Origin of the sequence: Coprococcus comes ATCC 27758 (genome assembly GCF_025149785.1) — a bacterium.
GTDB classification, from domain to species: domain Bacteria; phylum Bacillota; class Clostridia; order Lachnospirales; family Lachnospiraceae; genus Allocoprococcus; species Allocoprococcus comes.
The window spans coordinates 126,081-146,164 of the sequence record NZ_CP102277.1; the positions used below are offsets into that span (position 1 = coordinate 126,081).

21 protein-coding genes, 1 pseudogene and 1 riboswitch are annotated in these 20,084 nt (G+C 40.2%); of the genes and pseudogenes, 14 read left to right on the forward strand and 8 right to left on the reverse strand.

The annotated features are described in order from the left end of the window. Window positions 1–339 precede the first annotated feature (339 nt). Entirely contained in the window at window positions 340–846 is a 507-nt protein-coding gene (gene thiW, locus NQ556_RS00610; protein ID WP_008374099.1) for an energy coupling factor transporter S component ThiW, read from the reverse strand. Window positions 847–1,008: 162 nt separating this feature from the next. Next, a riboswitch (TPP riboswitch) is annotated at window positions 1,009–1,116 on the reverse strand. 174 nt (window positions 1,117–1,290) lie between these two features. Then, on the reverse strand, window positions 1,291–1,581 hold the full coding sequence (locus NQ556_RS00615) for a hypothetical protein (RefSeq protein WP_022220418.1): 291 nt from the start codon (window positions 1,579–1,581) through the stop codon (window positions 1,291–1,293). Window positions 1,582–1,787: 206 nt separating this feature from the next. Between NQ556_RS00615 and NQ556_RS00620 the strand changes: the two genes are divergently transcribed. The 6 genes from NQ556_RS00620 (at window position 1,788) to NQ556_RS00645 (ending at window position 6,996) form a co-directional block, all read left to right on the forward strand. After that, window positions 1,788–2,549, forward strand: a complete 762-nt coding sequence (locus tag NQ556_RS00620) for a TatD family hydrolase (RefSeq protein WP_008374096.1) — start codon at window positions 1,788–1,790, stop codon at window positions 2,547–2,549. Window positions 2,550–2,582: 33 nt separating this feature from the next. Continuing rightward, window positions 2,583–3,467 (forward strand): 16S rRNA (adenine(1518)-N(6)/adenine(1519)-N(6))-dimethyltransferase RsmA, encoded by an 885-nt coding sequence (gene rsmA / locus NQ556_RS00625; RefSeq protein ID WP_008374094.1) that lies wholly within the window; start codon window positions 2,583–2,585, stop codon window positions 3,465–3,467. Next, complete coding sequence (locus NQ556_RS00630; protein WP_008374092.1) at window positions 3,457–4,140, forward strand: TIGR00266 family protein; 684 nt, start codon at window positions 3,457–3,459, stop codon at window positions 4,138–4,140. Before rsmA ends, NQ556_RS00630 begins: the two co-directional genes overlap by 11 nt. Window positions 4,141–4,250: 110 nt before the next feature. Further along, window positions 4,251–5,639, forward strand: a complete 1,389-nt coding sequence (locus NQ556_RS00635; RefSeq protein ID WP_008374090.1) for a citrate/2-methylcitrate synthase — start codon at window positions 4,251–4,253, stop codon at window positions 5,637–5,639. A 152-nt stretch (window positions 5,640–5,791) separates the two neighbouring features. Further along, window positions 5,792–6,049 carry an HPr family phosphocarrier protein gene (locus tag NQ556_RS00640; RefSeq protein WP_022220417.1) on the forward strand — a complete coding sequence of 86 codons (258 nt, stop codon included), beginning with the start codon at window positions 5,792–5,794 and terminating at the stop codon, window positions 6,047–6,049. 47 nt (window positions 6,050–6,096) lie between these two features. Next, window positions 6,097–6,996 (forward strand): LysR family transcriptional regulator, encoded by a 900-nt coding sequence (locus NQ556_RS00645; protein WP_008374087.1) that lies wholly within the window; start codon window positions 6,097–6,099, stop codon window positions 6,994–6,996. A 16-nt stretch (window positions 6,997–7,012) separates the two neighbouring features. Here NQ556_RS00645 and NQ556_RS00650 read toward each other — a convergent pair whose 3' ends face one another. After that, a complete protein-coding gene (locus NQ556_RS00650; protein WP_022220416.1) occupies window positions 7,013–8,101 on the reverse strand; it encodes a DUF3810 domain-containing protein in 1,089 nt (362 codons plus the stop codon). A 640-nt stretch (window positions 8,102–8,741) separates the two neighbouring features. Continuing rightward, on the reverse strand, window positions 8,742–10,112 hold the full coding sequence (locus tag NQ556_RS00655) for an MATE family efflux transporter (RefSeq protein WP_008374081.1): 1,371 nt from the start codon (window positions 10,110–10,112) through the stop codon (window positions 8,742–8,744). Between the two features lie 235 nt (window positions 10,113–10,347). Here NQ556_RS00655 and NQ556_RS00660 point away from each other — a divergent pair, with 235 nt between their 5' ends. The 3 genes and pseudogenes from NQ556_RS00660 (at window position 10,348) to NQ556_RS00670 (ending at window position 11,736) form a co-directional block, all read left to right on the forward strand. Further along, window positions 10,348–10,533 carry a hypothetical protein gene (locus NQ556_RS00660; protein ID WP_022220415.1) on the forward strand — a complete coding sequence of 62 codons (186 nt, stop codon included), beginning with the start codon at window positions 10,348–10,350 and terminating at the stop codon, window positions 10,531–10,533. 63 nt (window positions 10,534–10,596) lie between these two features. Continuing rightward, window positions 10,597–10,725 (forward strand): annotated as a pseudogene (locus NQ556_RS00665) (sporulation transcriptional regulator SpoIIID); the annotation flags it as partial. A 132-nt stretch (window positions 10,726–10,857) separates the two neighbouring features. Continuing rightward, window positions 10,858–11,736, forward strand: coding sequence for a hypothetical protein (locus NQ556_RS00670; RefSeq protein WP_173698789.1), 879 nt, complete (start codon window positions 10,858–10,860; stop codon window positions 11,734–11,736). Between the two features lie 43 nt (window positions 11,737–11,779). On the opposite strand, the gene mcrC is transcribed toward NQ556_RS00670, so the two are convergent. Then, window positions 11,780–12,811 (reverse strand): 5-methylcytosine-specific restriction endonuclease system specificity protein McrC, encoded by a 1,032-nt coding sequence (gene mcrC, locus NQ556_RS00675; protein ID WP_173698792.1) that lies wholly within the window; start codon window positions 12,809–12,811, stop codon window positions 11,780–11,782. Next, a complete protein-coding gene (locus tag NQ556_RS00680) occupies window positions 12,808–14,925 on the reverse strand; it encodes an AAA family ATPase (RefSeq protein ID WP_008374067.1) in 2,118 nt (705 codons plus the stop codon). Before NQ556_RS00680 ends, mcrC begins: the two co-directional genes overlap by 4 nt. Window positions 14,926–15,212: 287 nt before the next feature. Between NQ556_RS00680 and NQ556_RS00685 the strand changes: the two genes are divergently transcribed. The 4 genes from NQ556_RS00685 (at window position 15,213) to NQ556_RS00700 (ending at window position 17,222) form a co-directional block, all read left to right on the forward strand. Continuing rightward, window positions 15,213–15,593, forward strand: a complete 381-nt coding sequence (locus NQ556_RS00685; RefSeq protein ID WP_008789362.1) for a TnpV protein — start codon at window positions 15,213–15,215, stop codon at window positions 15,591–15,593. A 139-nt stretch (window positions 15,594–15,732) separates the two neighbouring features. Further along, the gene (locus tag NQ556_RS00690) at window positions 15,733–16,296 is read left to right on the forward strand and encodes a TetR/AcrR family transcriptional regulator (RefSeq protein ID WP_004612408.1); all 564 of its coding nucleotides are present in this window, start codon (window positions 15,733–15,735) and stop codon (window positions 16,294–16,296) included. Next, window positions 16,296–17,039: a CPBP family intramembrane glutamic endopeptidase gene (locus NQ556_RS00695; RefSeq protein ID WP_004612409.1), complete on the forward strand. Its 744-nt coding sequence runs from the start codon at window positions 16,296–16,298 to the stop codon at window positions 17,037–17,039. The genes NQ556_RS00690 and NQ556_RS00695 overlap by 1 nt, the downstream gene beginning before the upstream one ends. A 9-nt stretch (window positions 17,040–17,048) precedes the next feature. Further along, complete coding sequence (locus NQ556_RS00700) at window positions 17,049–17,222, forward strand: cysteine-rich KTR domain-containing protein (protein WP_004612410.1); 174 nt, start codon at window positions 17,049–17,051, stop codon at window positions 17,220–17,222. A gap of 51 nt (window positions 17,223–17,273) precedes the next feature. Here NQ556_RS00700 and NQ556_RS00705 read toward each other — a convergent pair whose 3' ends face one another. Further along, a complete protein-coding gene (locus NQ556_RS00705) occupies window positions 17,274–18,710 on the reverse strand; it encodes a MobA/MobL family protein (protein ID WP_004612411.1) in 1,437 nt (478 codons plus the stop codon). A 247-nt stretch (window positions 18,711–18,957) separates the two neighbouring features. Further along, window positions 18,958–19,173 carry a helix-turn-helix domain-containing protein gene (locus NQ556_RS00710; RefSeq protein ID WP_004612412.1) on the reverse strand — a complete coding sequence of 72 codons (216 nt, stop codon included), beginning with the start codon at window positions 19,171–19,173 and terminating at the stop codon, window positions 18,958–18,960. Between the two features lie 180 nt (window positions 19,174–19,353). Here NQ556_RS00710 and NQ556_RS00715 point away from each other — a divergent pair, with 180 nt between their 5' ends. Next, window positions 19,354–20,040, forward strand: a complete 687-nt coding sequence (locus tag NQ556_RS00715) for a helix-turn-helix domain-containing protein (RefSeq protein ID WP_008789360.1) — start codon at window positions 19,354–19,356, stop codon at window positions 20,038–20,040. The last annotated feature ends 44 nt before the right edge of the window (window positions 20,041–20,084 follow it).

Consider the following 20,084-nt stretch of genomic DNA (forward strand, 5'->3'; position numbering starts at 1 on the left):
CTCCGTTTCTTATTTGTCTGATACCAGGGTCAAAAGCACGTAGCAATCTGGTATCAAAGGGGTCAAAATATCTTTTGCCCCAACATCATTTGTATGTGAGTATCACAAAAATCTGGCGTCAGCAAAACACGGACAGCGTACACGAAAAAAACCAGACACAGCCTGATGGGTACACTTCCAGTTCGAAATGATAGAATTGCTAACGCCTTTGTCGGAAAATTTCCGGCAATGAACAGGATTTTATTTGAAAATCTCTGCCTTTTATTACGCGATACAAGGTGGTGTCCCCGGTGTAACGCGGTTTCATTTACAGCAGAGTGCTGTAAGAATGAATGATGATTATGCTTCTTTGATCTGTGACATAACGCCGCCTTTTTCCAGAACTGTGATCAGGATGAAAGCAAGGATGCTTCCTGCGACAGTGGAAATAAGGAATGGAACGACATAAACGAAAAGTCCTGCCGGCGCAATTCCCATCAGATACAAAGCAACCGGATAAGCGGCAAGTGCGCCAAGGAATCCGGTTCCGATCGCTTCGGCAAGGCAGGTAAGACTTAAGATGTGGCATTTTTTGTAGACAAGACCACAGCATAAAGCACCGACCATGCTTCCAGGGAAAGCCATAAGGCTTCCGAGGCCGAGCAGATTGCGGAGTAAACTTGCACAGAATGCAATGCCAACGCCCCATGCAGGACCAAGTGTTACGGCGGCAAGAATGTTGACCATATGCTGTACCGGAGCGCATTTGCTTCCGGCAACCGGTACACTGATAAAGCTTCCGACGATTGCAAGCGCGGTGAGAACACCGGCAAGTGCGAGTTTCTTTGTTGTATTATTTTGTTTCATAGTAGAGTTCTCCTTTCAAAATGAACTTCCTGTCTCATTGTATACACAAAAAAGGAACCCCACACCTGAGTGGAGTTCCTGCTGTCCGTAATCACTGAACACATCATCTTCGTGTTCCTGATATGTCATGTAAAAAATAAAAGATGCGGAGGCATCTCTATCAAATACATGGTATACATTCCCTCCGTTGGCATTATCCAAATCAGGTTACAGGTCGGGATAAATAAATCCCCTCTCAGCCGGCAATCTCCAGCTCCCTGGTACATATGAACTTGTACAAATAGAATTATAGCGCGGTATGCCGGATTTGACAAGAGGAAATGAAAAAGTATCTCAGAAAAGACATTGTGCAGAATCAGAGTACATTTTTGTACAATAAAAGACGGACAGAAAATTCTGCCCGTCCGGAATTTCATTACCGTCTTATGTAGAATACAGCAGAGATTAGCTGAGCTCTACCTTTAAAGCATCTTCCGGTTTGAATTCATTGTAAAGGTCATAGATGTTGTGACCAGTAGACTCGCTGAGGACACGACCTTCCAGAGAGTAGCAGCGGATGAAACGCTTTTTGTCGATTGCTGACCAATGCTCTACATCCCAGCTCATGTATCCGTCTTCATCAGACTTTTTTTCTTTCAGGTATACATCAACCTGGCGTCCGTCTACCATAATGTCTACAAGTTTCTTTGTGTCGGCTTCCAGCTCGACATTGTTTACAGTGTCAAATACTTTCATTTTAAAATCCTCCTATAATATCTGATCAGAATCTTCAGAAATATATTCCCCATACATTTGCAGATGTGATCTATTTGCACTATCTATAGTATACATAGAAGAAACCGGATAAGCAAGTAAAAAAAGTGACTATTCAGCGGCTAAGAATGTGTGGTATACTTAGAACATCTTAGAGCAGTCAGTAAAAAGAAAGCGAGACGAAGGAAATGATATTTGATACACATGCACATTATGATGATGAACAGTTTGACGGGGACCGGGATGAGCTTTTAAAATCTATGCCGGATCTTGGAGTTGGAACAATCGTGGATGTAAGTGCGACTTATGAATCCTGTGAGAAGGTTTTGACACTTGCCGGAAAGTATCCACATGTTTATGCTGCAATCGGTGTGCATCCGGATGAGGTTGGAGAACTTAACGAAGATAAGATCCAGCACATGAAAGAACTCTGCTGTAACAAAAAAGTGGTTGCAGTCGGAGAGATCGGTCTGGATTATTATTGGGATAATGAACCGCATGAGGTACAGCAGAAGTGGTTTATCCGCCAGCTGGAGCTCGCGGGAGAAGTAAAGAAACCAGTAATTATCCACAGCAGGGAAGCTGCCGCAGATACCATGTATATCATGAAAAATTATGCACAGGGACTTGACGGAGTTATTCACTGCTATTCCTATTCACGTGAAATGGCTGAAGAATATGTGAAGATGGGATTCTATATTGGAATCGGTGGAGTCGTCACATTTAAGAATGCAAAGAAATTAAAAGATGTCGCAGCTGCGATCCCGATCGAGAAGATCGTGCTGGAGACAGACTGCCCGTATATGGCACCGGAGCCGTACCGTGGCAAACGGAATCAGTCTTCTTATATCCGGTATGTGGCTGAGAAAATTGCAGAGTTAAAAGAGATGAGTCAGGAAGAAGTGATCGCTGTGACAGAGAAAAATGCGAGAGATCTGTACGGCATCTAAGACGCAGGCAATGAATAATCAGGAGAATAACAGATGAAAACACCTACACTTGGAAATCCGCAGAATACCATTGAGATTCTGCAAAAATATAATTTTAATTTTCAGAAAAAATTTGGACAGAACTTTCTGATCGATGAGCATGTGCTGGATAAGATCATTCGTGCAGCCGAGATCACAAAGGATGATTACGTGTTGGAGATCGGCCCTGGAATCGGGACGATGACACAGTACCTTGCCTGTGCGGCAAGAGAAGTAACTGCAGTTGAGATAGACCGTGCACTGATTCCAATTCTTGAAGACACGCTGAAAGAATATGACAACGTATCGATCATCAATGAAGATATCCTGAAGGTGGATATTGCAGCACTTGCAAAGGAGAAGAACGGAGGACGGCCGATCAAGGTGGTTGCGAATCTTCCATATTATATAACGACACCGATCATCATGGGCTTATTTGAAAGCCATGTGCCGCTTGAGAGTATTACGGTTATGGTACAGAAAGAAGTGGCTGACCGTATGCAGGTAGGACCGGGAACAAAGGATTATGGTGCACTTTCACTTGCTGTACAGTATTATGCAGAGCCGTATATTGTTGCAAATGTACCCCCGAACTGTTTCATGCCGCGTCCGGCAGTCGGCTCAGCAGTAATCCGCCTGACAAGACATCAGAAGCCTCCGGTAGAGGTTATGGATGAAAAGCTGATGTTCCGCCTTATACGGGCATCCTTTAATCAGAGGAGGAAGACTTTGGCAAATGGCCTTAAGAATTCAGGAGAGCTGAATCTTTCGAAGGAAGTCATTACTGCTGCGATAGAGAAACTCGGAAAAGGAAGCAGTGTCCGGGGAGAAGCACTGGATCTGGAAGAATTTGCCAGACTGACTAATATTATAAAGGAGGAAATGGAGCATGAAGTATGAAATCAAGGGTGATACCCTTCCGGTAGTGATCTGCCATCTGGAAGCTGGCGAGCGGATGATCACAGAGCGGGGATCCATGGCATGGATGTCTCCGAATATGAAGATGGAGACTTCGACAAATGGAGGATTTGGAAAAGCATTTGGAAGAATGTTCTCTGGAGAAGCGATGTTCCAGAATATCTATACCGCACAGGGAGGAAATGGACTGATCGCATTTGCATCCAGCTTTCCGGGTTCGATCAAGGCATTTGAAATCGGACCGGGGCAAGAATATATTTTTCAGAAAAAAGCATTCCTTGCTGGCGAACCTGGAGTAAATATATCTGTTCATTTTCACAAGAAAGTGGCTTCAGGACTATTTGGAGGAGAAGGATTTATCTTGCAGAAGGTATCCGGAAATGGAATTGTATTTGCAGAATTCGATGGACATGTGGTAGAATACGAATTACAACCTGGTCAGCAGATCGTGATTGATTCCGGTTATCTGGCAGCGATGAGTGTAACATGCCAGATGGATATCCAGACTGTGCCGGGACTTAAGAATATTGTCTTTGGCGGAGAAGGATTATTTAATACGGTTATTACAGGACCGGGACATGTATGGCTTCAGACAATGCCGATCAGCAGTGTGGCAGATTCATTGAGACCATATTTTCCAACAAGTAGTAAGTAGTTTACAAATAAGAAGAAGGGACGGGGGACGATGCTAAAAGTGCGTGTTTCCGTCCTTCATTCATACTTTCTGCAGTATTTGCAGAGTCTTTAACAGAAAGGAGTAGGTGTATGACAAATTCAGTGAACAGTGCGAAAGATCTGGATAGCATTCTGTTTGATATTTCGCCGAAAATCAAGGAACTTGCCGGATTATGTGAAGCGAATACCGGGATCGACAAAGAACTTTTTGTAAAGCATGATGTAAAAAGAGGTCTCCGTGATGTAAACGGAAAAGGAGTCCTTGCGGGACTTACCAACATTTCCGATGTATGTGCCAAAAAGATTGTAAATGGCGAAGAAGTTCCGTGTGCCGGTAATTTGTATTATCGAGGCTATAACATCAAGGATCTGGTTCGTGGATTCCTGGATGCGGATCATTTTGGATATGAAGAAATTGCATATCTGCTTCTTTTTGGTGAACTTCCGACGGTTGTACAGCTGGATGGGTTTCATGAGACACTGACGGAGAGAAGGACACTTCCGCCGAATTTTGTGCGCGATGTTATTATGAAGGCACCGAGCCATGATATGATGAACAATATTTCAAGGGCGATTCTGAATCTGTATTCTTACGATGAAAAAGCTGATGATACTTCAATCCCGAATGTTCTCAGACAGTGTCTGAACCTGATCAGTGAATTTCCGATGCTGATGGTCTACGGATATCATGCATACAATTATCGTCAGGGTCAGGATATGTACATCTATGCACCGGATCCGCAGAAGTCCACCGCGGAAAATATTCTGATGATGCTTCGTGAAGACCGACAGTATACGGAGCTGGAAGCAAGGATCCTGGATATGGCACTTGTGCTGCATATGGATCACGGTGGTGGAAACAACTCTACATTTACTACCCACGTTGTCACTTCGTCCGGAACAGACACCTATTCTACAATTTCTGCTGCAATGGCATCGTTAAAAGGTCCGAAGCACGGCGGTGCGAACATCAAAGTGACGCAGATGTTTGCTGATATGAAAGAAGAGGTCAAAGACTGGGAAGATGACGATGAGGTAAGAGCATATCTGGAAGGTCTGCTTGCAAGGGAGAGGTTTGATAAAAAAGGTCTGATCTATGGAATGGGTCATGCGATTTATTCAGTATCTGATCCACGTGCTGAGATTTTCAAGAAATTTGTGGCTCAGCTTGCACATGAAAAAGGATACGATAAAGAATACGCACTTTATGAGAAAGTGGAACATATGGCACCGGAAATCATTGCCGAAAAAAGAAAGATGTATAAAGGGGTAAATGCAAATGTCGATTTTTACAGCGGACTGGTTTACCATATGCTTGGAATTCCGGAGCAGCTTTATACGCCGATCTTTGCCGCAGCGCGAATCGTTGGATGGAGTGCACATCGTCTGGAAGAGCTGATCAATGTGGATAAGATTATTCGTCCGGCATATATGCCACTGGCAGAGTATCGAGAATATAAAAATTTAAATGACCGATAGTGTTGACAAACTGCTATGTAGTATGTAAAATAAAGAAACGACTGATATGTTCAAATGACATATCAGACATTTCAAAGAGATATTTCTCAAATTGTACGATATTGTGTAAACTAGACATCAGGAAAAAAAGACTTGCGGAGGGTTAACCTATTATGGTACAGAAGAATATACGTTTTATGACTACAGGACAATTGATGACTTTTTGTAATGTTTGCCAGAAGATGAATGCAGATATTACGGTAAAGGATGTGACAGGACGTTTCGAGATCGATGCCAAATCGATCGTGGGACTGATGACGATAAGAATGGGAGAGAAGATGCATCTTCTGATCGAAGGCGAAGAGGAACATCTGGCCGACAGTTATTTTGAAAAATTTGACTGTACACCGGTTACGATTCCGTTCAGTTAAAGGCGGCACTGGATATGCCGGAGATATACGGAACAAGGAGCAGGAAGATGGAAGTTACCTATGATTATTACCGTATTTTTTATTATGCGGCAAAGTATAAAAGTTTCTCACAGGCGGCGACAATCCTGATGAGTAATCAGCCGAATGTAACGAGGGCAATCCACAATCTGGAAAGTCAGCTTGGATGCAGATTATTTATCCGGTCTAACCGGGGAGCAGAGCTTACACCGGAGGGAGAACGGCTTTATTCACATGTTGCAATTGCATACGATCATCTGCATGCAGCAGAGCTAGAGCTTGAAAATGAAAAGAAGCTGGAACAGGGAACCGTAACGATCGGGGTAAGTGAGATTGCATTGCATTTGCTTCTGCTTCCGGTGCTGGGAGAGTTTAGAAGAAAGTATCCTAAAATCAGACTTCGCATTTCGAGTTATACAGCACCACAGGCGATACAGACGGTTCGAAACGGACTTTCAGATTTTGCGGTAGCATCTACACCGGCAGAGGTGAAAAAGCCTTTAAAGGCAATTCCGCTTCTTTCATTTAAAGAAATTCTGGTTGCGAATGCGGCGTACAAAGATATGTTTAAAGAACCGGTAAGTTTGAAAAAGCTGGTGGAGTATCCATTTATCTGCCTTGGGAAAAACACGTCAACTTATGATTTTTATACCAGATTTTTTCTGGAGCATGGAATTGCAATGACGGCAGATACCGAAGCAGCAACCATCGATCAGATTCTGCCGATGGTAAGACAGAATCTGGGAATCGGGTTTATTCCGGAACCGCTTGCACAGGAAGTGATCGAGCAAGGCATTGTCATTCAGGTTCCACTATTGGAAGAACCACCGGTAAGAGAAATCTGTTTTGTGGAAGATAAGAGCAGCCCTCACAGCATGGCGGCAAACGTATTGAAAGAGATGCTGTTTCAGGCTGGAGAGAAAGAGTAAACTTTATAAGAAAGAATTATTTTGACCGGAACCAGGTGATCATCAGATCAACCATCCGGTCATAACTTTTTATCCCGTCACTTTGACCATTTGCTTTCAGATAGTGGTCATTGATCTGACCAGATACTTCGGCGACCTTGCTGTCATATCGCTTCCAGAAGCTGCTGTTAGCCGAAAGATCTGCCTTTACATTGTCAGAAAGCCTGTTGTAGATTTCCTCAAAGGTGTCGTAGTCGGCTTCGTAAAGTTCATTGGTTGCGTAGATCCAGCCAAGAAGATAGCCGCTGTAGTTGAAAGCGGTATCGTCGGCATTTACACAGGCGAGAAAACCGATAAAATTTGCTTCTTCCTCCTGCATAAATCCACGCAGATGCGAAAGCTCGTGACAGATGGTAAATGGAAGATTGTAGGAAACCATTGCGGAGTTATAGTTTGCCTCAATGGTAAATGGTGAATAGATCCCGGAAAGATTCTGTACCGAGAGAAAAGCCGGAAATAAAAGACCTTTTGGCTGTGGATAGTATCCGGAAAGTTCAGGGTAGGTAGCACCGAGGGAGAACATAGCAGCCCGTGCACGATCCTGCAGATCCTTACCCATATCAGCAAGACCGTTAGAATCCCGGCCTAAAGAGTCAGAAAGTGTATTTAACTGATCAGTCAGTTCGTTGCATAAAGAGGTCAGTTCAGCCTGAGTATACTGACCGGATTCCAGGTGATATTTTTCTGCAAATGAAGTATGTCCGTAGTTGATTCCGCAGAAAAAAGTATAAATGGTAAACAGACATCCGCAGAGAAGCAGGAGTGAGGAACCGTAGCCGAGCCAGGCAGGGTTCTTTTTTTTGGCATACATTTTGTAAATGGAGCTGATCAGCATCCGGACCAAGGAAAGAAACAGAAGAATGACAAAAATATACAATCCAATTTCAGAAACAGAAAATTGGAAGATTCCAAAAAAGCGTCCGATGGACGAAACGAAAAGCGGGTAAATGGTGGAAGAATACCAGTCCGCGAATGCAGAGCTTTTGTGGCTGGTGAAAAGAGCAAGGAAACTTATGGCAAATAAAAGAATTGAAAAAATAAGTTTATGTAAAGTAGGGCGTTTCATAATAAATCCTTTCCGGTAATTGAGGATAAAAAGTATGATGTACCAGAGAGACATTCGTGCAAGGTCGTAAAAGGTTTGAGTTCATTTGATGATGAATGGCCGTGACTAACGTTCTGTGCAGGTAGATATCCGGGCATACGGTACTGCATTTACAAATAAAATATGGGACGGAGGATAACCTTCGTCCCAGAATAATATTCTGTAAAAATCAAAGTGCGGCAATCGGGCATGCCCGATTGCGCTCACTTTATGAGGGGGGAGATAGTTGGTTCCCAACTATCCATCTATTACTATACGATGAAAATGTGTCAAAAGTGTTAAGAAATTATAAAATCTGATTAAAAATATAAAAATGATAGGTTTATAGAATATTAAAAAAATCCACAACGCAAGAACCTCTCCATAATGGAGAGGTTCTTGGTGTTTTTATTGTTATCTAAAAGGAATGAGAGTAAAGTGCAGCAATCAGAATTCTGACTGCTTCTACTTTATGAGGGGGGGATAGTTGCTTTATCAACTATCTAATTATTAGTATACAGATAATTTGTGACAGAAATATGTTCAAACTCTAAAAAAAATCAAAAAAATATGAAGAAGAAATAAACAAAACAGGAAAAAATAAAAAAGGTGGGTAGTTAAATTAATTGTCATTAGCGTCAGGTAGGTGTCTGCTGGTGTGGTGGAAGGTGAAGTAGAAAACAATTCCTTTGGTGATAGAGGTAATTGTAAGTGCCCACCATACACCATTCAGACCGAGGCTGGTTTGAGTGAGGATCATGGCAAGTGGGATTCTGGCACTGGTGAGGACAATGCTGATGATACTGCAAAGCTTTGTCATACCAAGACCGGAAAGTGCGCCGATGGTCATAAGCTCAATGGTCATAAAGGTTTCGCTGAATCCGATGATGATCAGATAGTTGATCGCAATCGCCAGAACATCTTTTTCGTGGAAGAAAAGGGAAGCAATCGGTCCTGGCAGGAATACGAAAGCACCGGTTACAATGAGTCCCCAGACAGCGAGGATTTTAAATGAAATATTATATCCTTTCCGAATACGGTCTGGTTTCTTTGCACCGTAGTTCTGACCAACGAAAGCATTTAACGCAGCAGCAAAGCCGTCAGCAGTGTTCCATGAAACAGATTCAATCTGTCCGCCGACTCGCTGTGTGGCAATGGCACCTGCCCCGAATGCAGAAACCATTCGTGTGAGAATCATGGAAATCATGCAGTAAATACTGCTCTGTACTGCTGTCGGAAATCCAATTTTAAAAATACTGATGTAGTATTTTGCAGGGAAACGCGACAGTACATGCGTGTTTTGCAGAATATTTGGTTCCAGATCAGAGTGCATAATCCGAATCAGCATGACGATCAGAACCAGTATCTGCGAGGTCACGGTAGCAACTGCAGCGCCAACAACCTCAAGCCTTGGAAATGGTCCAAATCCGAGGATCAGAATCGGATCCAGGATCATATTACCAACCAGACCAAGAAGATTTGCCATAAGCGGTGTCTTGGAATCTCCCTGCGCAGTAGAAAGTCCGGTCAGAGTCAGATTTAAAAATGAAAACAGAATCAGTCCGCAGGTGATCAGTGTATATAATTTCGCAGCGGTATAAGTTTCTGCATCTCCGAGGTTAAAAAAGCCGAGCAGCGGATGAATAAACACGATACATACTGCGGCAAATAAAATTCCCAGTAAAAATGTAAGTCGTAGAGCGGAAGCGGCATATCCCCTTGCCTGTTCATAGTCTCCGCGTCCGCAAGCCTGTGCGACATTGACCTGTCCGCCCATTCGCGGAAGTGCCACGAGCCCTTGTGAGAGCCAGACGTACATTCCCCCAACGCCCACCCCGGCAACGGCTTTGGAACCCAGCATGCCGATCCATGCCATGTCCGTAATATTGTAGGCTGTCCCCAGCAGCGAGGAAGCCATGATCGGAAGTGCCAGCTCTGCCAGCGTCTTTAGAATCGGCCCGGAAGTCAGGTCGATTGTTTTTGTTTTACTCATTTTCTCAAATCCTTACCTGTAAAAATAATAAAATTCACCAGTGCTGCAAATATGTCAGCATGGCGTACTATGATAAGGATAACTTATGAGGAGGGGAAAGTCAATCTGGAGAATTCGCGAAATAAACATGCCCTTTAAAGGAGTGATGGAGAAGATAACCAGAATTCCAAAATAAAAGCCTTTGACTGCACGCCGCGTGCAGCTATATGCTAGAAAGGAAAAGCAGGGGAAGCTGATGGAAAAAATAATAGTACAAAAACTTCATGAAATAGAAGAAAAAGAGCATGGTAAAATATTACTGGCAGGTCAGTGGATTCTGGAGGGTGAAATAGCAGGATTGAGAGAGAAAGCGGGAAAATTAGGGGAAGAAAAAAAGGTAAGTTGGGAGAAATTGAATGAGATATTTTTGAAGGAAGTTTAATCAGACATACATCCCTTCGCCTTTGCATAGATTGTAAAAAAAACAAACTATGCAGGGGTTTTTATGAAAGATTATATTGAGGAGAGAGCGGTTGAGATTGCTTATTATATTATTGAAAATAAGGCGACGGTGAGGCAGACGGCGGTGGCGTTTGGGGTAAGTAAGAGTACGATACATGCGGTTGTAACAAAATAGAATGTTTTGTTTGGAGAATAATATGAGAAAGTAAAGGGGAAAAAAATTGTTTTTTGTCCCTTTACTTACGCAATATGGAGGAATAGAATTAATTGTAGGAAAATTACATGAAGAAAGACCGAAGTAGATATGAATAATGCTGAAGAGAAAAATACAAGTCACATGATTTTTTATGGTGAAAAGGATATAGATTATACAAAATCAAGTAACTATGCTTTTTTAAACTGGAATTTTGACAATTCACTTGGTGGGAAAGATAATGTTTCTCAACTTATACAAGATAACTTTGTAATGGGAAATGCATATATGGGAAATGCAGTATTAAGTCTATATTCGATTTTGTGTAGTGGAAATTATTGTTCAACGGCAGATGTTCTTATTTTTCCAATTATGTTTGATCTTTGGCATGGAGTAGAACTTTGGTTAAAAAGTAGTGTAGATGCGATATATTACATTCTAGGGATGGATAATGAAGTAAAGAAAAACCACAAGATTTATGAGTATTTAGAAGTCTTAGAAAAAGAACTGAAAAAATTGGGTATGGAGCAGACAATAGATATTGCGCTACCGGAATTGATTAAACTGATAAAAGAATTGCAACGTGTAAATGCTAATTTTGATTTCACCAGATATTCTTTTCGTGGAAAAAGGAAGTATCAATTTTATAATGCTCCGCTAGGAGAAGATGAGCAGTGGCAAAAGAAAGAGAAAAGTGAAGATGAACGAATGCACGTTGATTGGATATCAGAAATGCCAATTGTACCGAATACTTGTGTGGATTTACAAGAATTATTTGTTATTATTTTAGGCCTTGTTGATAACTTTAGAACTTTTGTGGAATACTTAACACTGGTAATAGCTGAAGGGGGACAATTGACAGATGATGCATACAAGAAATATTTGACAGAATGTGAAAAAGTTCAAAAAAATATGGAAGAATGGGATAACAACGAGGGAGACATGGACATGAAAGCAATGATGAAATTTGTATATTCGCATATTTTATAATTCAGATTAATTTTTGAGGGGAAGTATTATTTCCCCTCAAAAATTAAGTGAAGTTATCTTTAACAATAGAGTTCAAGTTTTCAGAAATTTTTGAAAAATTCTGATTTAAATTCAATGCACGCACAGAAATCTGATTTCCGCTCATTTGGTATGTATTATTGGGAATAACATCTTCATCAGTCTGTGCATAAAGAAGCATTCCAGAGACAGTATGTTCACAGTCTTTTAATTCAAATTCTTTATTTTTCACATATGTAAAAATCTGATAGAGGTTATTGGAATGTAAAGTGTTTGTTCCGTATTGCTGCTGAGTCATATGTGAATAATATTTTGCATCGATAATAAGTATATTGTTTCCCTGAGACAACATAATATCAGTTTGCATTTTGGGAAGCAATTGGTTCTCAGAATCATCAAGTTGCCATGCAATCTGTGAGGCATTGGCAGATAGTTCTGGATGTTCTTTACGATAGTATTCAAGCAAAAATTTTTCATATAAACGGCACATACGTTGTTCGTCAAAAAAATCCATTATTTTTGAGGTACCGTCGTTCTGTGTCTGTAGAAGTCCGTTATAAATCAGATAACAGATTCCAATTAACATTTGATAACTTTGATTGGAACGATTATAATGTTGGTTCCAATTTACAAAACGTAAATCAATTTCATTAACATCAGAAAAAAACAATAACAGATTTCGTAGACTCTTTTTTCGCGTATTTGTGATATTGGCTTTAAGAAGCAATAACATTGTAGATTTAATAATTTGGTTAAATTGTGTATTAGTTGAAAATTCATCGTATGTACAAATCATTTGTTTCTTCAGCAGAGTTTGAGTTTTAATGGATTCAGAAATATTAAGCTTTCCCTGTAGTGTAGAAAGAGATTCTGATTTTGGCACATAATCTCTTCCTAAGCCTCGTTTTAACTGTATGCTAATGCTCTTATCAAGAATGGCTGCACATAATTCAGCGGTATTATGAAAATTTTCTGTGGCCAGATCTTTGTAATTTTGTGCTTGTAATGCCTGAAAAGCGTAGGACAGCATATAATAAATATTTTGTACAGGAATCATTTAACAGCACTCCTTAGTCGATCAGACCAATCTACGATTTTTGCGGGCTCATCAAACCAATATTCTTTTAAAAGTGGAATCAATTCGTATTCTACAATGGATGACAAAGTTTGTGTGTTGGCTGTTTCTGGTGTTAAACCACAAAAATAACTGTGACCAATACAGAATCCTTCACCTAGTGATATATCTTCTGCTATCTTGGAATTGAGTTGTTTCACACAAGCAATTAATTTGTTAAAGGCATCATTTTTTAGAGAATCTTGGTAAGCTTGAAAACCAGGCGTATTAAACCCCGGTTTCATAGTAAAAAATGAAAAACGTCGTCTTAAAGCATAATCTAACATAGCAAGACTACGATCAGCAGTATTCATCATACCAATAATATATACATTTGCAGGTACAGAGAAATTCTCATCAGAATATAACAATTGCAGTTCAATCCCCCGCTTATCTTTTTCAATCAGCATAAATAATTCACCGAATATTTTACTTAAATTACCACGATTGATTTCATCAATAATAAAGAAATAATCATTTTCATCATCATCCTCGGCCATTTTGCAGAATTTGTAAAAAGAACCCTTTTTAATTGTGAATCCATTTTCCGTTGGTCGGTATCCTTCAATAAAATCCTCGTAGGAGTAACTCTGGTGGAATTGGATCATTTGAACACGGTCAGGATTTTTTGCGCCGATAATGGAATAAGCAAGTCGTTTGGCAGTAAAAGTTTTTCCAACTCCAGGTGCGCCTTGTAAAATAATATTTTTCTTCATTTTTAAAACATTTACCAGTGTTTTATAATCTTGTCCATTCATATACACATCTGAGAGAAAATCTGCAGAAGAGTAAGCTGGATAGTCTATTTCTGGTTGTGTATCTACATCATCTAATTCATCTGGAGCAAAGATGGAAGTAAGCTTTTCAATATAATCAGTGTATGGAGTGATATCAGTTAAGCGTTTTGCTACTGCATTACCAGGATGTTCCCATTCGCCAACTTGAAGCCATTTTATAGCACGGACATTTTTATATTCCTGACGAAGATCGTCAAAGACATAATTTCCAGTGACAATACCTTTACCAAGAAGAGTGTTGCTACGTTTCGCAAAAATCACATCGTTAACTGATACGGTATTTGCAAAATTCCATGCCATCAAAGCCTGATTTTTTCGTGAAGTACTACTGTCGTACACATCTATCAGTTCTTGACGGAGAGCTTCCTTGGAAGCAAATTGGGAATAATCACCAATATCGTCCATACCTAAAACCATGATTCCTTTTTGTTGGCATTCATTCCAACTTTTATCATCAAAGACGGTATACATCCAGTAGTGCGTTTTATGTTTTTTATCGGAAAGCGTATTTGTGTCAGAATCATTAGTCTCATTAGTATATCCTACATTTTTCCCATAAATATGAGCAAAGACAACTCCGGGAACATTGCATTTTCTTGCATATAATGAAATTTGTCCCATGCGAATGAAAGGAATATCACTTGGTTTTTGATTTAGAAAATGCAATACTCTCAGCTGAATATCCTGTCCATAAAATGGAGCGAATAATGTTGGAAAGAGCATTTGATAATATTTCATGCGCCATACCATATTGATTCCCGGGATATGTTCCAGCTGTTTATAGAGTTGTTCGTAATCTTTTTCAGAATCTAAAGGACCAAAAGAAGATATTATTTCAGCACCTTCAACCAGATCATTTCGCATTTCTTCTGCTTTTTGTATTGCTTCATCCTCAGTAAGATGTATAGGTTTTAATGGAGATCCACAGGTCCAACTTTGATTTTTCTTATGATAGAATAATCCAAATTTATATGCTGCTCCGCCGGAAATACTTCCAAATACTTCGCGGATATCTTTGTCCATTTCAAGTCTATAGCAGAGATTGGTTTTAGTTCCTTCGTCATTATAAAATAAAGAAGTTAACAAATCTTTTCCAAAAAGTGATTTTAAGCGTTCTATTCCAAAAAGATTTATAAAATTTTCTCGTAACTCATCAGCCTTGTGAGCAAATGAAATCCATTCTGGAGTCTGAGATTCGCTATAAAACCATTCAGGAGAATATTTTCCTGACCCATTTTCTGTTATCTGAATGTTCGACATAATATACCTCCGAATTTATAAATACGAATTTGAATAACACAATTTTATAGCCTCTTAGCAGAGGTTATAGTCTATCAATAAAATCCTCCAAAAGCCTTGAAAATAAAGGATTTATCGCAATGTGTTCGCCTTATCCCTTTATATGATTTCACACAAGTTTACTCTCTCCCTGACTGCTTATAAGGGCAAAATCAAGGGAAAGAAAATCCCATAACAAGATATAACAGAGTGTGGCAATCGGAGAACTGTGACATATGTGCGAATATATTATAGTGGAGGATTTTTTAATGAACAAGTATATTTATGATGAAAGCAATGGTCTTTGGTATGAACTGCAAAGAGATTATTATATCCCTTGCCTGACCTTACCAGCCGAAAAAGAAAACAAACCTATCGGTTTATGGGGGCAGCGACACAAACGATATTTACAGGAACATAAGAGGGCGTTTTACGCCACGCTACTCACAAGTGGCAAGTTGAATGCTTATCTTGCGGATGTCGATAAACAGGCGGAGGAACGCTTTGAAAGGATTGTAGAACAGATGAAGCAGGCACAGGGTATCACGGAACGCCTAAAGGCGAAAAATGCCTTAGAATGGGTTGGACAGATGAATAACATTCGGGCTTGTGCTATGGAGATTGTGGAGAGGGAAATTATATTCGCATAAGTAGACAAGGCGGCAGGGAGTAAATTCTCTGTCGCTTATTTTTACTGTATTTTCGTTACGAAACTTGACAAAAATCTCTCCCTTTATTATAATTTATGTTATATAACAATAATTATAAAATGGCGGAGAGGTGAAAAATATGCCACCAAAGGTGAAAATTACAAAAGAGATGATTATAGATGCAGCATTTGAGATAGCACGAAGTGAGGGAGCAGAAAATATCAATGCACGAACTGTATCAAAAAAATTAGGCTGTTCCACTCAACCTGTTATGTATCATTTTAAAACAATAGAGGAATTGAAAAAAACTGTATATGTTAAGGCAGATGAGTATCATTCCGAATATATAACTAATATTCAGAGTGAAAATCCGATGAAAGATATTGGACTGAATTATATACGCTTTGCTGAAACAGAAAAAAATTTGTTTCGGTTTCTATTTCAAACAAATGAGTTTATAGGAAAAAATATTTCTGAGTTGATAAATTCTGAAGAATTACAGCCTATTATAGCTATACTGAGTAAAGAAGTAGAGGTCAATACAGAACAGGCGAAAACCATTTTCCGTTCATTATTCCTGATTGCACACGGATATGCAAGTATGTTTGCAAATAACGAAATGACCTATGACGAACAGACGATTATATCTGATTTAGACTTGGTATTTGACGGAACAGTTTATTCATTGAAAGGAGGATTATAATGTATCGTTTATATAAGAAAAATGAATTAAATTTCTCATTGGTTTGGATTATTTCCTATGTTGTTTTGTTTAGTGTTGCTGACAGCTTTTCTGCTTCGCTTGGCACTGAAAAAATAATTGCTGCACCCGTTGCTATAGTTTTTACATTGCTTCTTTTAGTTTTTGTGAGTAAACACAACTTAAAAGAAAAATACGGTCTGTGTTCTTTTAATGGAAGCCTTAGAAATTTCTTATATTTTACTCCGCTACTTCTAATTATGAGTATTAACCTATGGAATGGCGTTACGATGAAGCTGTCTGTTTTAGAAACTGTGTTATATATTTTAAGTATGCTCTGCGTTGGATTCATTGAAGAAATTATTTTTCGTGGATTTCTGTTCAAAGCATTATACAATGACAATGTAAAGTTGGCGATTGTTATCTCAAGTGTTACTTTTGGAATTGGACATATTGTAAACTTACTGAACGGAAAAGATTTAATACCTACACTCTTACAAGTTTGTTATGCAATCGCAATAGGTTTTCTTTTTACAATTATTTTTTACAAAGGAAAGAGCCTTTTACCGTGTATTATTGCACATAGTTTTGTAAATTCTTCGAGCGTTTTTGCTGTTGAAAATTCTTCAATGAAGTTTCATATTATTTCAAGTGCAGTATTATGTATTATTAGCTTAAGTTACGCACTGTGGATATTGAAAAAAACAAAACAATTTGATGAATATGAAAATAATGATAGGCGGTGATGATATTATATGCCAACTATTATTTCAGAATGGATATATTGCCCTGTATGCGGCAATAAAACCCGTACTATGATACGGGAAGATACGGAATTAAAAAACTTTCCTCTCTACTGTCCGAAATGTAAGCAGGAAACAATCATCAATGTTCAGGATATGAAAATTACACTTGCAGACAGTAAATAATTATGTATACCGCCGCTATGGATAACACCATACACGGCGGTTTTTGAATGCCTATCGGCTATCTCTGTCAAAGGATTTCTTACGCTGTCTTTGGGGCGGTTTCTGTTTATTGCGTTCCTGTATCTCACGCAGATGTTTTAACACGCTTTGCTTTTCGGGCGGTCTGTACTGTGCCTTAGCGGTGGCTGTCGGTTTCCTGCTGACTTGACGTTCCCATTCGGCAAGGTCACGGTTATATTGTTCTACAACACTTTCCATTTCTCGGAAAGTACGCATAAACGCCTGCACATCGGGATAACCGTCCTCTTTCAGAATATCGGGCAGCTTATCCAGCTTAACGGAGATTTTCTTTTCCGTCTGCTGTATCTGCTCGGTAATCGTTTTACGCTCTTTGCCCTTGAAAATCCCTTTTGTATCGGCAAGCTGCGCTCTCAGTTTTGGAAGAATATCGTCTTGTAAATGACGGATTTCCTTTGCCCCCTCATGCGCTTTTATCATCAGGCTTCGCATATGGCGGAACTCTGCCATATCAATATCAAGTGTAGGCTTGGGCGGCATATCCTTTTCCCTGATAAGGCTTTGCAGAAAATCTTTTGCCTTTGCCACAATCCCACGGAACAGATTAGGTAACCAGCCTTTGCTCATGATTGACTGACTTGCTTTTTCGTGTATCTCGGTCTGCTTGACTTCTAAAATCTTTGCTTCGGAAATACCCGATAACAACGCCATATCCGCTGTCCTGTTCCATTCCTGCCTTGCGGTGTTATCCGCTTCAATCTCGGCGGCTTTGGGATTGTTCTTACCGATTTTCTTGGTGGGAAGATAAACGCTGTTCTTATCAAACACCTTTAACTGCTGTTCGGGATCGGAGATATGCCGATTGATAAGGTCGGTGTAAATCTCTTTTACCTCCCGAAGAAAAGGCTCACTTTTGAATTTATCATCTTTCACGGTAAAGAGGTGGCTTTCGTAAACCTCGCCCTTTTTTATGACGGTACAGCCTTTTCGTATCTGTCCGTCCTCCCCTGTGATTTCTTTCTTGGTGCGTACCCTTTTGCCTGTTTCATCATAGAACACGCTGCGTGTGGCTCTCTTGATGTCAGGTTCAGGAAGCAGTTTTCTTTCGCTGAAGATAAGGTGGATATGATAGTTTGTCTTGCGTTTGTTGTGGTGGAGGGCTGACACGCACTCCACACCATACCGCCTGTGGAACTCCTCCGTAAAATCTTCAAGGACTTCCTGCGGCTCGTATCTTGTATATACTTCAGGCAGGGCGATAATTAATTCCCTTGCTTCAATACATTTGCCCTCTGTACCGCTTCGCTTAAATTCCTGCTGGCTTTCCCTTGCAAGGTTACTCCAAAATTCATTGTCAGCGGTGCGGTAGGTGGCATAGAGATTTTCCTGTCTTGCGTGGCTTGTGATATAGGATATTCTTCCCTTGACATTGGGTAGCTTCGACATCTGTATAAATGAATGTCTTGCCATATACTCCTTTCTCCCGTGACGGGCATACTCTTTTTGCAACCGAGAAATCGGTTGCCGCTGTTTCGGCGGCGTAAGCAGACGGACAGCGAAGAAAACAGTGTGCTGTTTTCTTCTGTATCATAGCGGCGGTGCATTGTCCGAAGCTGTGATACAGTGCCCCCTGCAAGGGCGAAATACCCAGAGTACAAATCGAAGATTTGTGCGAGGGGTGTATTTCGCTCTCAAACGCTGGGGGCTTGGAGAACAGTTATTCTACTTTGCGGACATCGTTTTCATTGAGCAGGTTTCTTCCCTGATTGACACTCATAAATCGCTCTAAAGTATCCCTGCGGATAATCGCTTTTCTGCCGACCTTGAGGACGGGAAGTTTGCCCCAGTCTACCAACTTACGCATTGTATTTCTTCCGATACCCGTACATTCTGCTGCTTCTTCTATGGTTAAACCCATTTTGATGTTGCTCATTTTATCAACCTCCTTTCAAAATACGCATTTTGCAACTGTGTATCTGTAATTATACTTATTTTGCTATCTCTTGTCAACTTGTTTTGCAACTTATTAAGAAATATTTTTGCCTATTATTAAATTTATGGTTGCAAAATAAGTTTTTCTATGCTATACTATCAGCAATAGGAGGTGAAAACCTTGAAAAAAGAAATTACATTCACCGCAAAACAGGTCGGTGAACGAGTGAAAGAACGCCGAACAGAATTAAACTTAACAATGCCCGAACTTGGTAAGCGTGTCGGGGTAAACAAATCTACTATTCAGAGATATGAAGCGGACGGAGTAGACCCGAAGCGTACAATGATTATCAATGGACTGGCAGAGGCACTCCTGACCACTCCCGAATGGCTGACAGGACTTTCCGAAGATAAGGAATATGATAGCCGCACTTTATGTGCAAGGGATATGGAGGAACATATCAAAAAATATCTTGATACGGTTTCTTCTGTGGTAAAGGGAGAACCGCACCAACAGCTGCTCACGACATTCCTCGGAAAGATGATTGACCTCTATACGGTTATGGCTTATCACTTTGCAGACGCAACGGCTGAAGTTGACCGTGTAGCGGAGGACGAAGGCTTAAAGCAGTCCTTACGCCGCTATGCGATTGAGTCAAGGGCAATTATGGAAAGAGTTTACCGTAAAGAAATGGAACTTCCTATCGAGGATATGAAGCAGTTTTTAGATGGGATTTTACATATCTACGATGAGGGACGCACCGCTGTAAAGATGGGCGACCTGTTCGGGATAGTGACAGCAGCTGAAGAAAGGGTTGCTGAAAAAGAAAAATTCCGTGGCTCTTTGACAAGTGAAAACGATGACTGACACTCATCGGCATAAGTAACCTTATTACTTTACGCACACCATAT

Coding starts and splice junctions, on each gene's coding strand:
- NQ556_RS00650 (WP_022220416.1), bottom strand. CDS start 8,101: ATGAAACGCCCTACTTTACATAAACTTATTTTTTCAATTCTTTTATTT.
- NQ556_RS00655 (WP_008374081.1), bottom strand. CDS start 10,112: ATGAGTAAAACAAAAACAATCGACCTGACTTCCGGGCCGATTCTAAAG.
- NQ556_RS00645 (WP_008374087.1), top strand. CDS start 6,097: ATGGAAGTTACCTATGATTATTACCGTATTTTTTATTATGCGGCAAAG.
- NQ556_RS00705 (WP_004612411.1), bottom strand. CDS start 18,710: ATGGCAAGACATTCATTTATACAGATGTCGAAGCTACCCAATGTCAAG.
- NQ556_RS00615 (WP_022220418.1), bottom strand. CDS start 1,581: ATGAAAGTATTTGACACTGTAAACAATGTCGAGCTGGAAGCCGACACA.
- NQ556_RS00660 (WP_022220415.1), top strand. CDS start 10,348: ATGGAAAAAATAATAGTACAAAAACTTCATGAAATAGAAGAAAAAGAG.
- NQ556_RS00640 (WP_022220417.1), top strand. CDS start 5,792: ATGGTACAGAAGAATATACGTTTTATGACTACAGGACAATTGATGACT.
- mcrC (WP_173698792.1), bottom strand. CDS start 12,811: ATGATTCCTGTACAAAATATTTATTATATGCTGTCCTACGCTTTTCAG.
- NQ556_RS00685 (WP_008789362.1), top strand. CDS start 15,213: ATGAACAAGTATATTTATGATGAAAGCAATGGTCTTTGGTATGAACTG.
- rsmA (WP_008374094.1), top strand. CDS start 2,583: ATGAAAACACCTACACTTGGAAATCCGCAGAATACCATTGAGATTCTG.
- NQ556_RS00690 (WP_004612408.1), top strand. CDS start 15,733: ATGCCACCAAAGGTGAAAATTACAAAAGAGATGATTATAGATGCAGCA.
- NQ556_RS00700 (WP_004612410.1), top strand. CDS start 17,049: ATGCCAACTATTATTTCAGAATGGATATATTGCCCTGTATGCGGCAAT.
- NQ556_RS00620 (WP_008374096.1), top strand. CDS start 1,788: ATGATATTTGATACACATGCACATTATGATGATGAACAGTTTGACGGG.
- NQ556_RS00680 (WP_008374067.1), bottom strand. CDS start 14,925: ATGTCGAACATTCAGATAACAGAAAATGGGTCAGGAAAATATTCTCCT.
- thiW (WP_008374099.1), bottom strand. CDS start 846: ATGAAACAAAATAATACAACAAAGAAACTCGCACTTGCCGGTGTTCTC.
- NQ556_RS00710 (WP_004612412.1), bottom strand. CDS start 19,173: ATGAGCAACATCAAAATGGGTTTAACCATAGAAGAAGCAGCAGAATGT.
- NQ556_RS00670 (WP_173698789.1), top strand. CDS start 10,858: ATGAATAATGCTGAAGAGAAAAATACAAGTCACATGATTTTTTATGGT.
- NQ556_RS00635 (WP_008374090.1), top strand. CDS start 4,251: ATGACAAATTCAGTGAACAGTGCGAAAGATCTGGATAGCATTCTGTTT.
- NQ556_RS00630 (WP_008374092.1), top strand. CDS start 3,457: ATGAAGTATGAAATCAAGGGTGATACCCTTCCGGTAGTGATCTGCCAT.
- NQ556_RS00695 (WP_004612409.1), top strand. CDS start 16,296: ATGTATCGTTTATATAAGAAAAATGAATTAAATTTCTCATTGGTTTGG.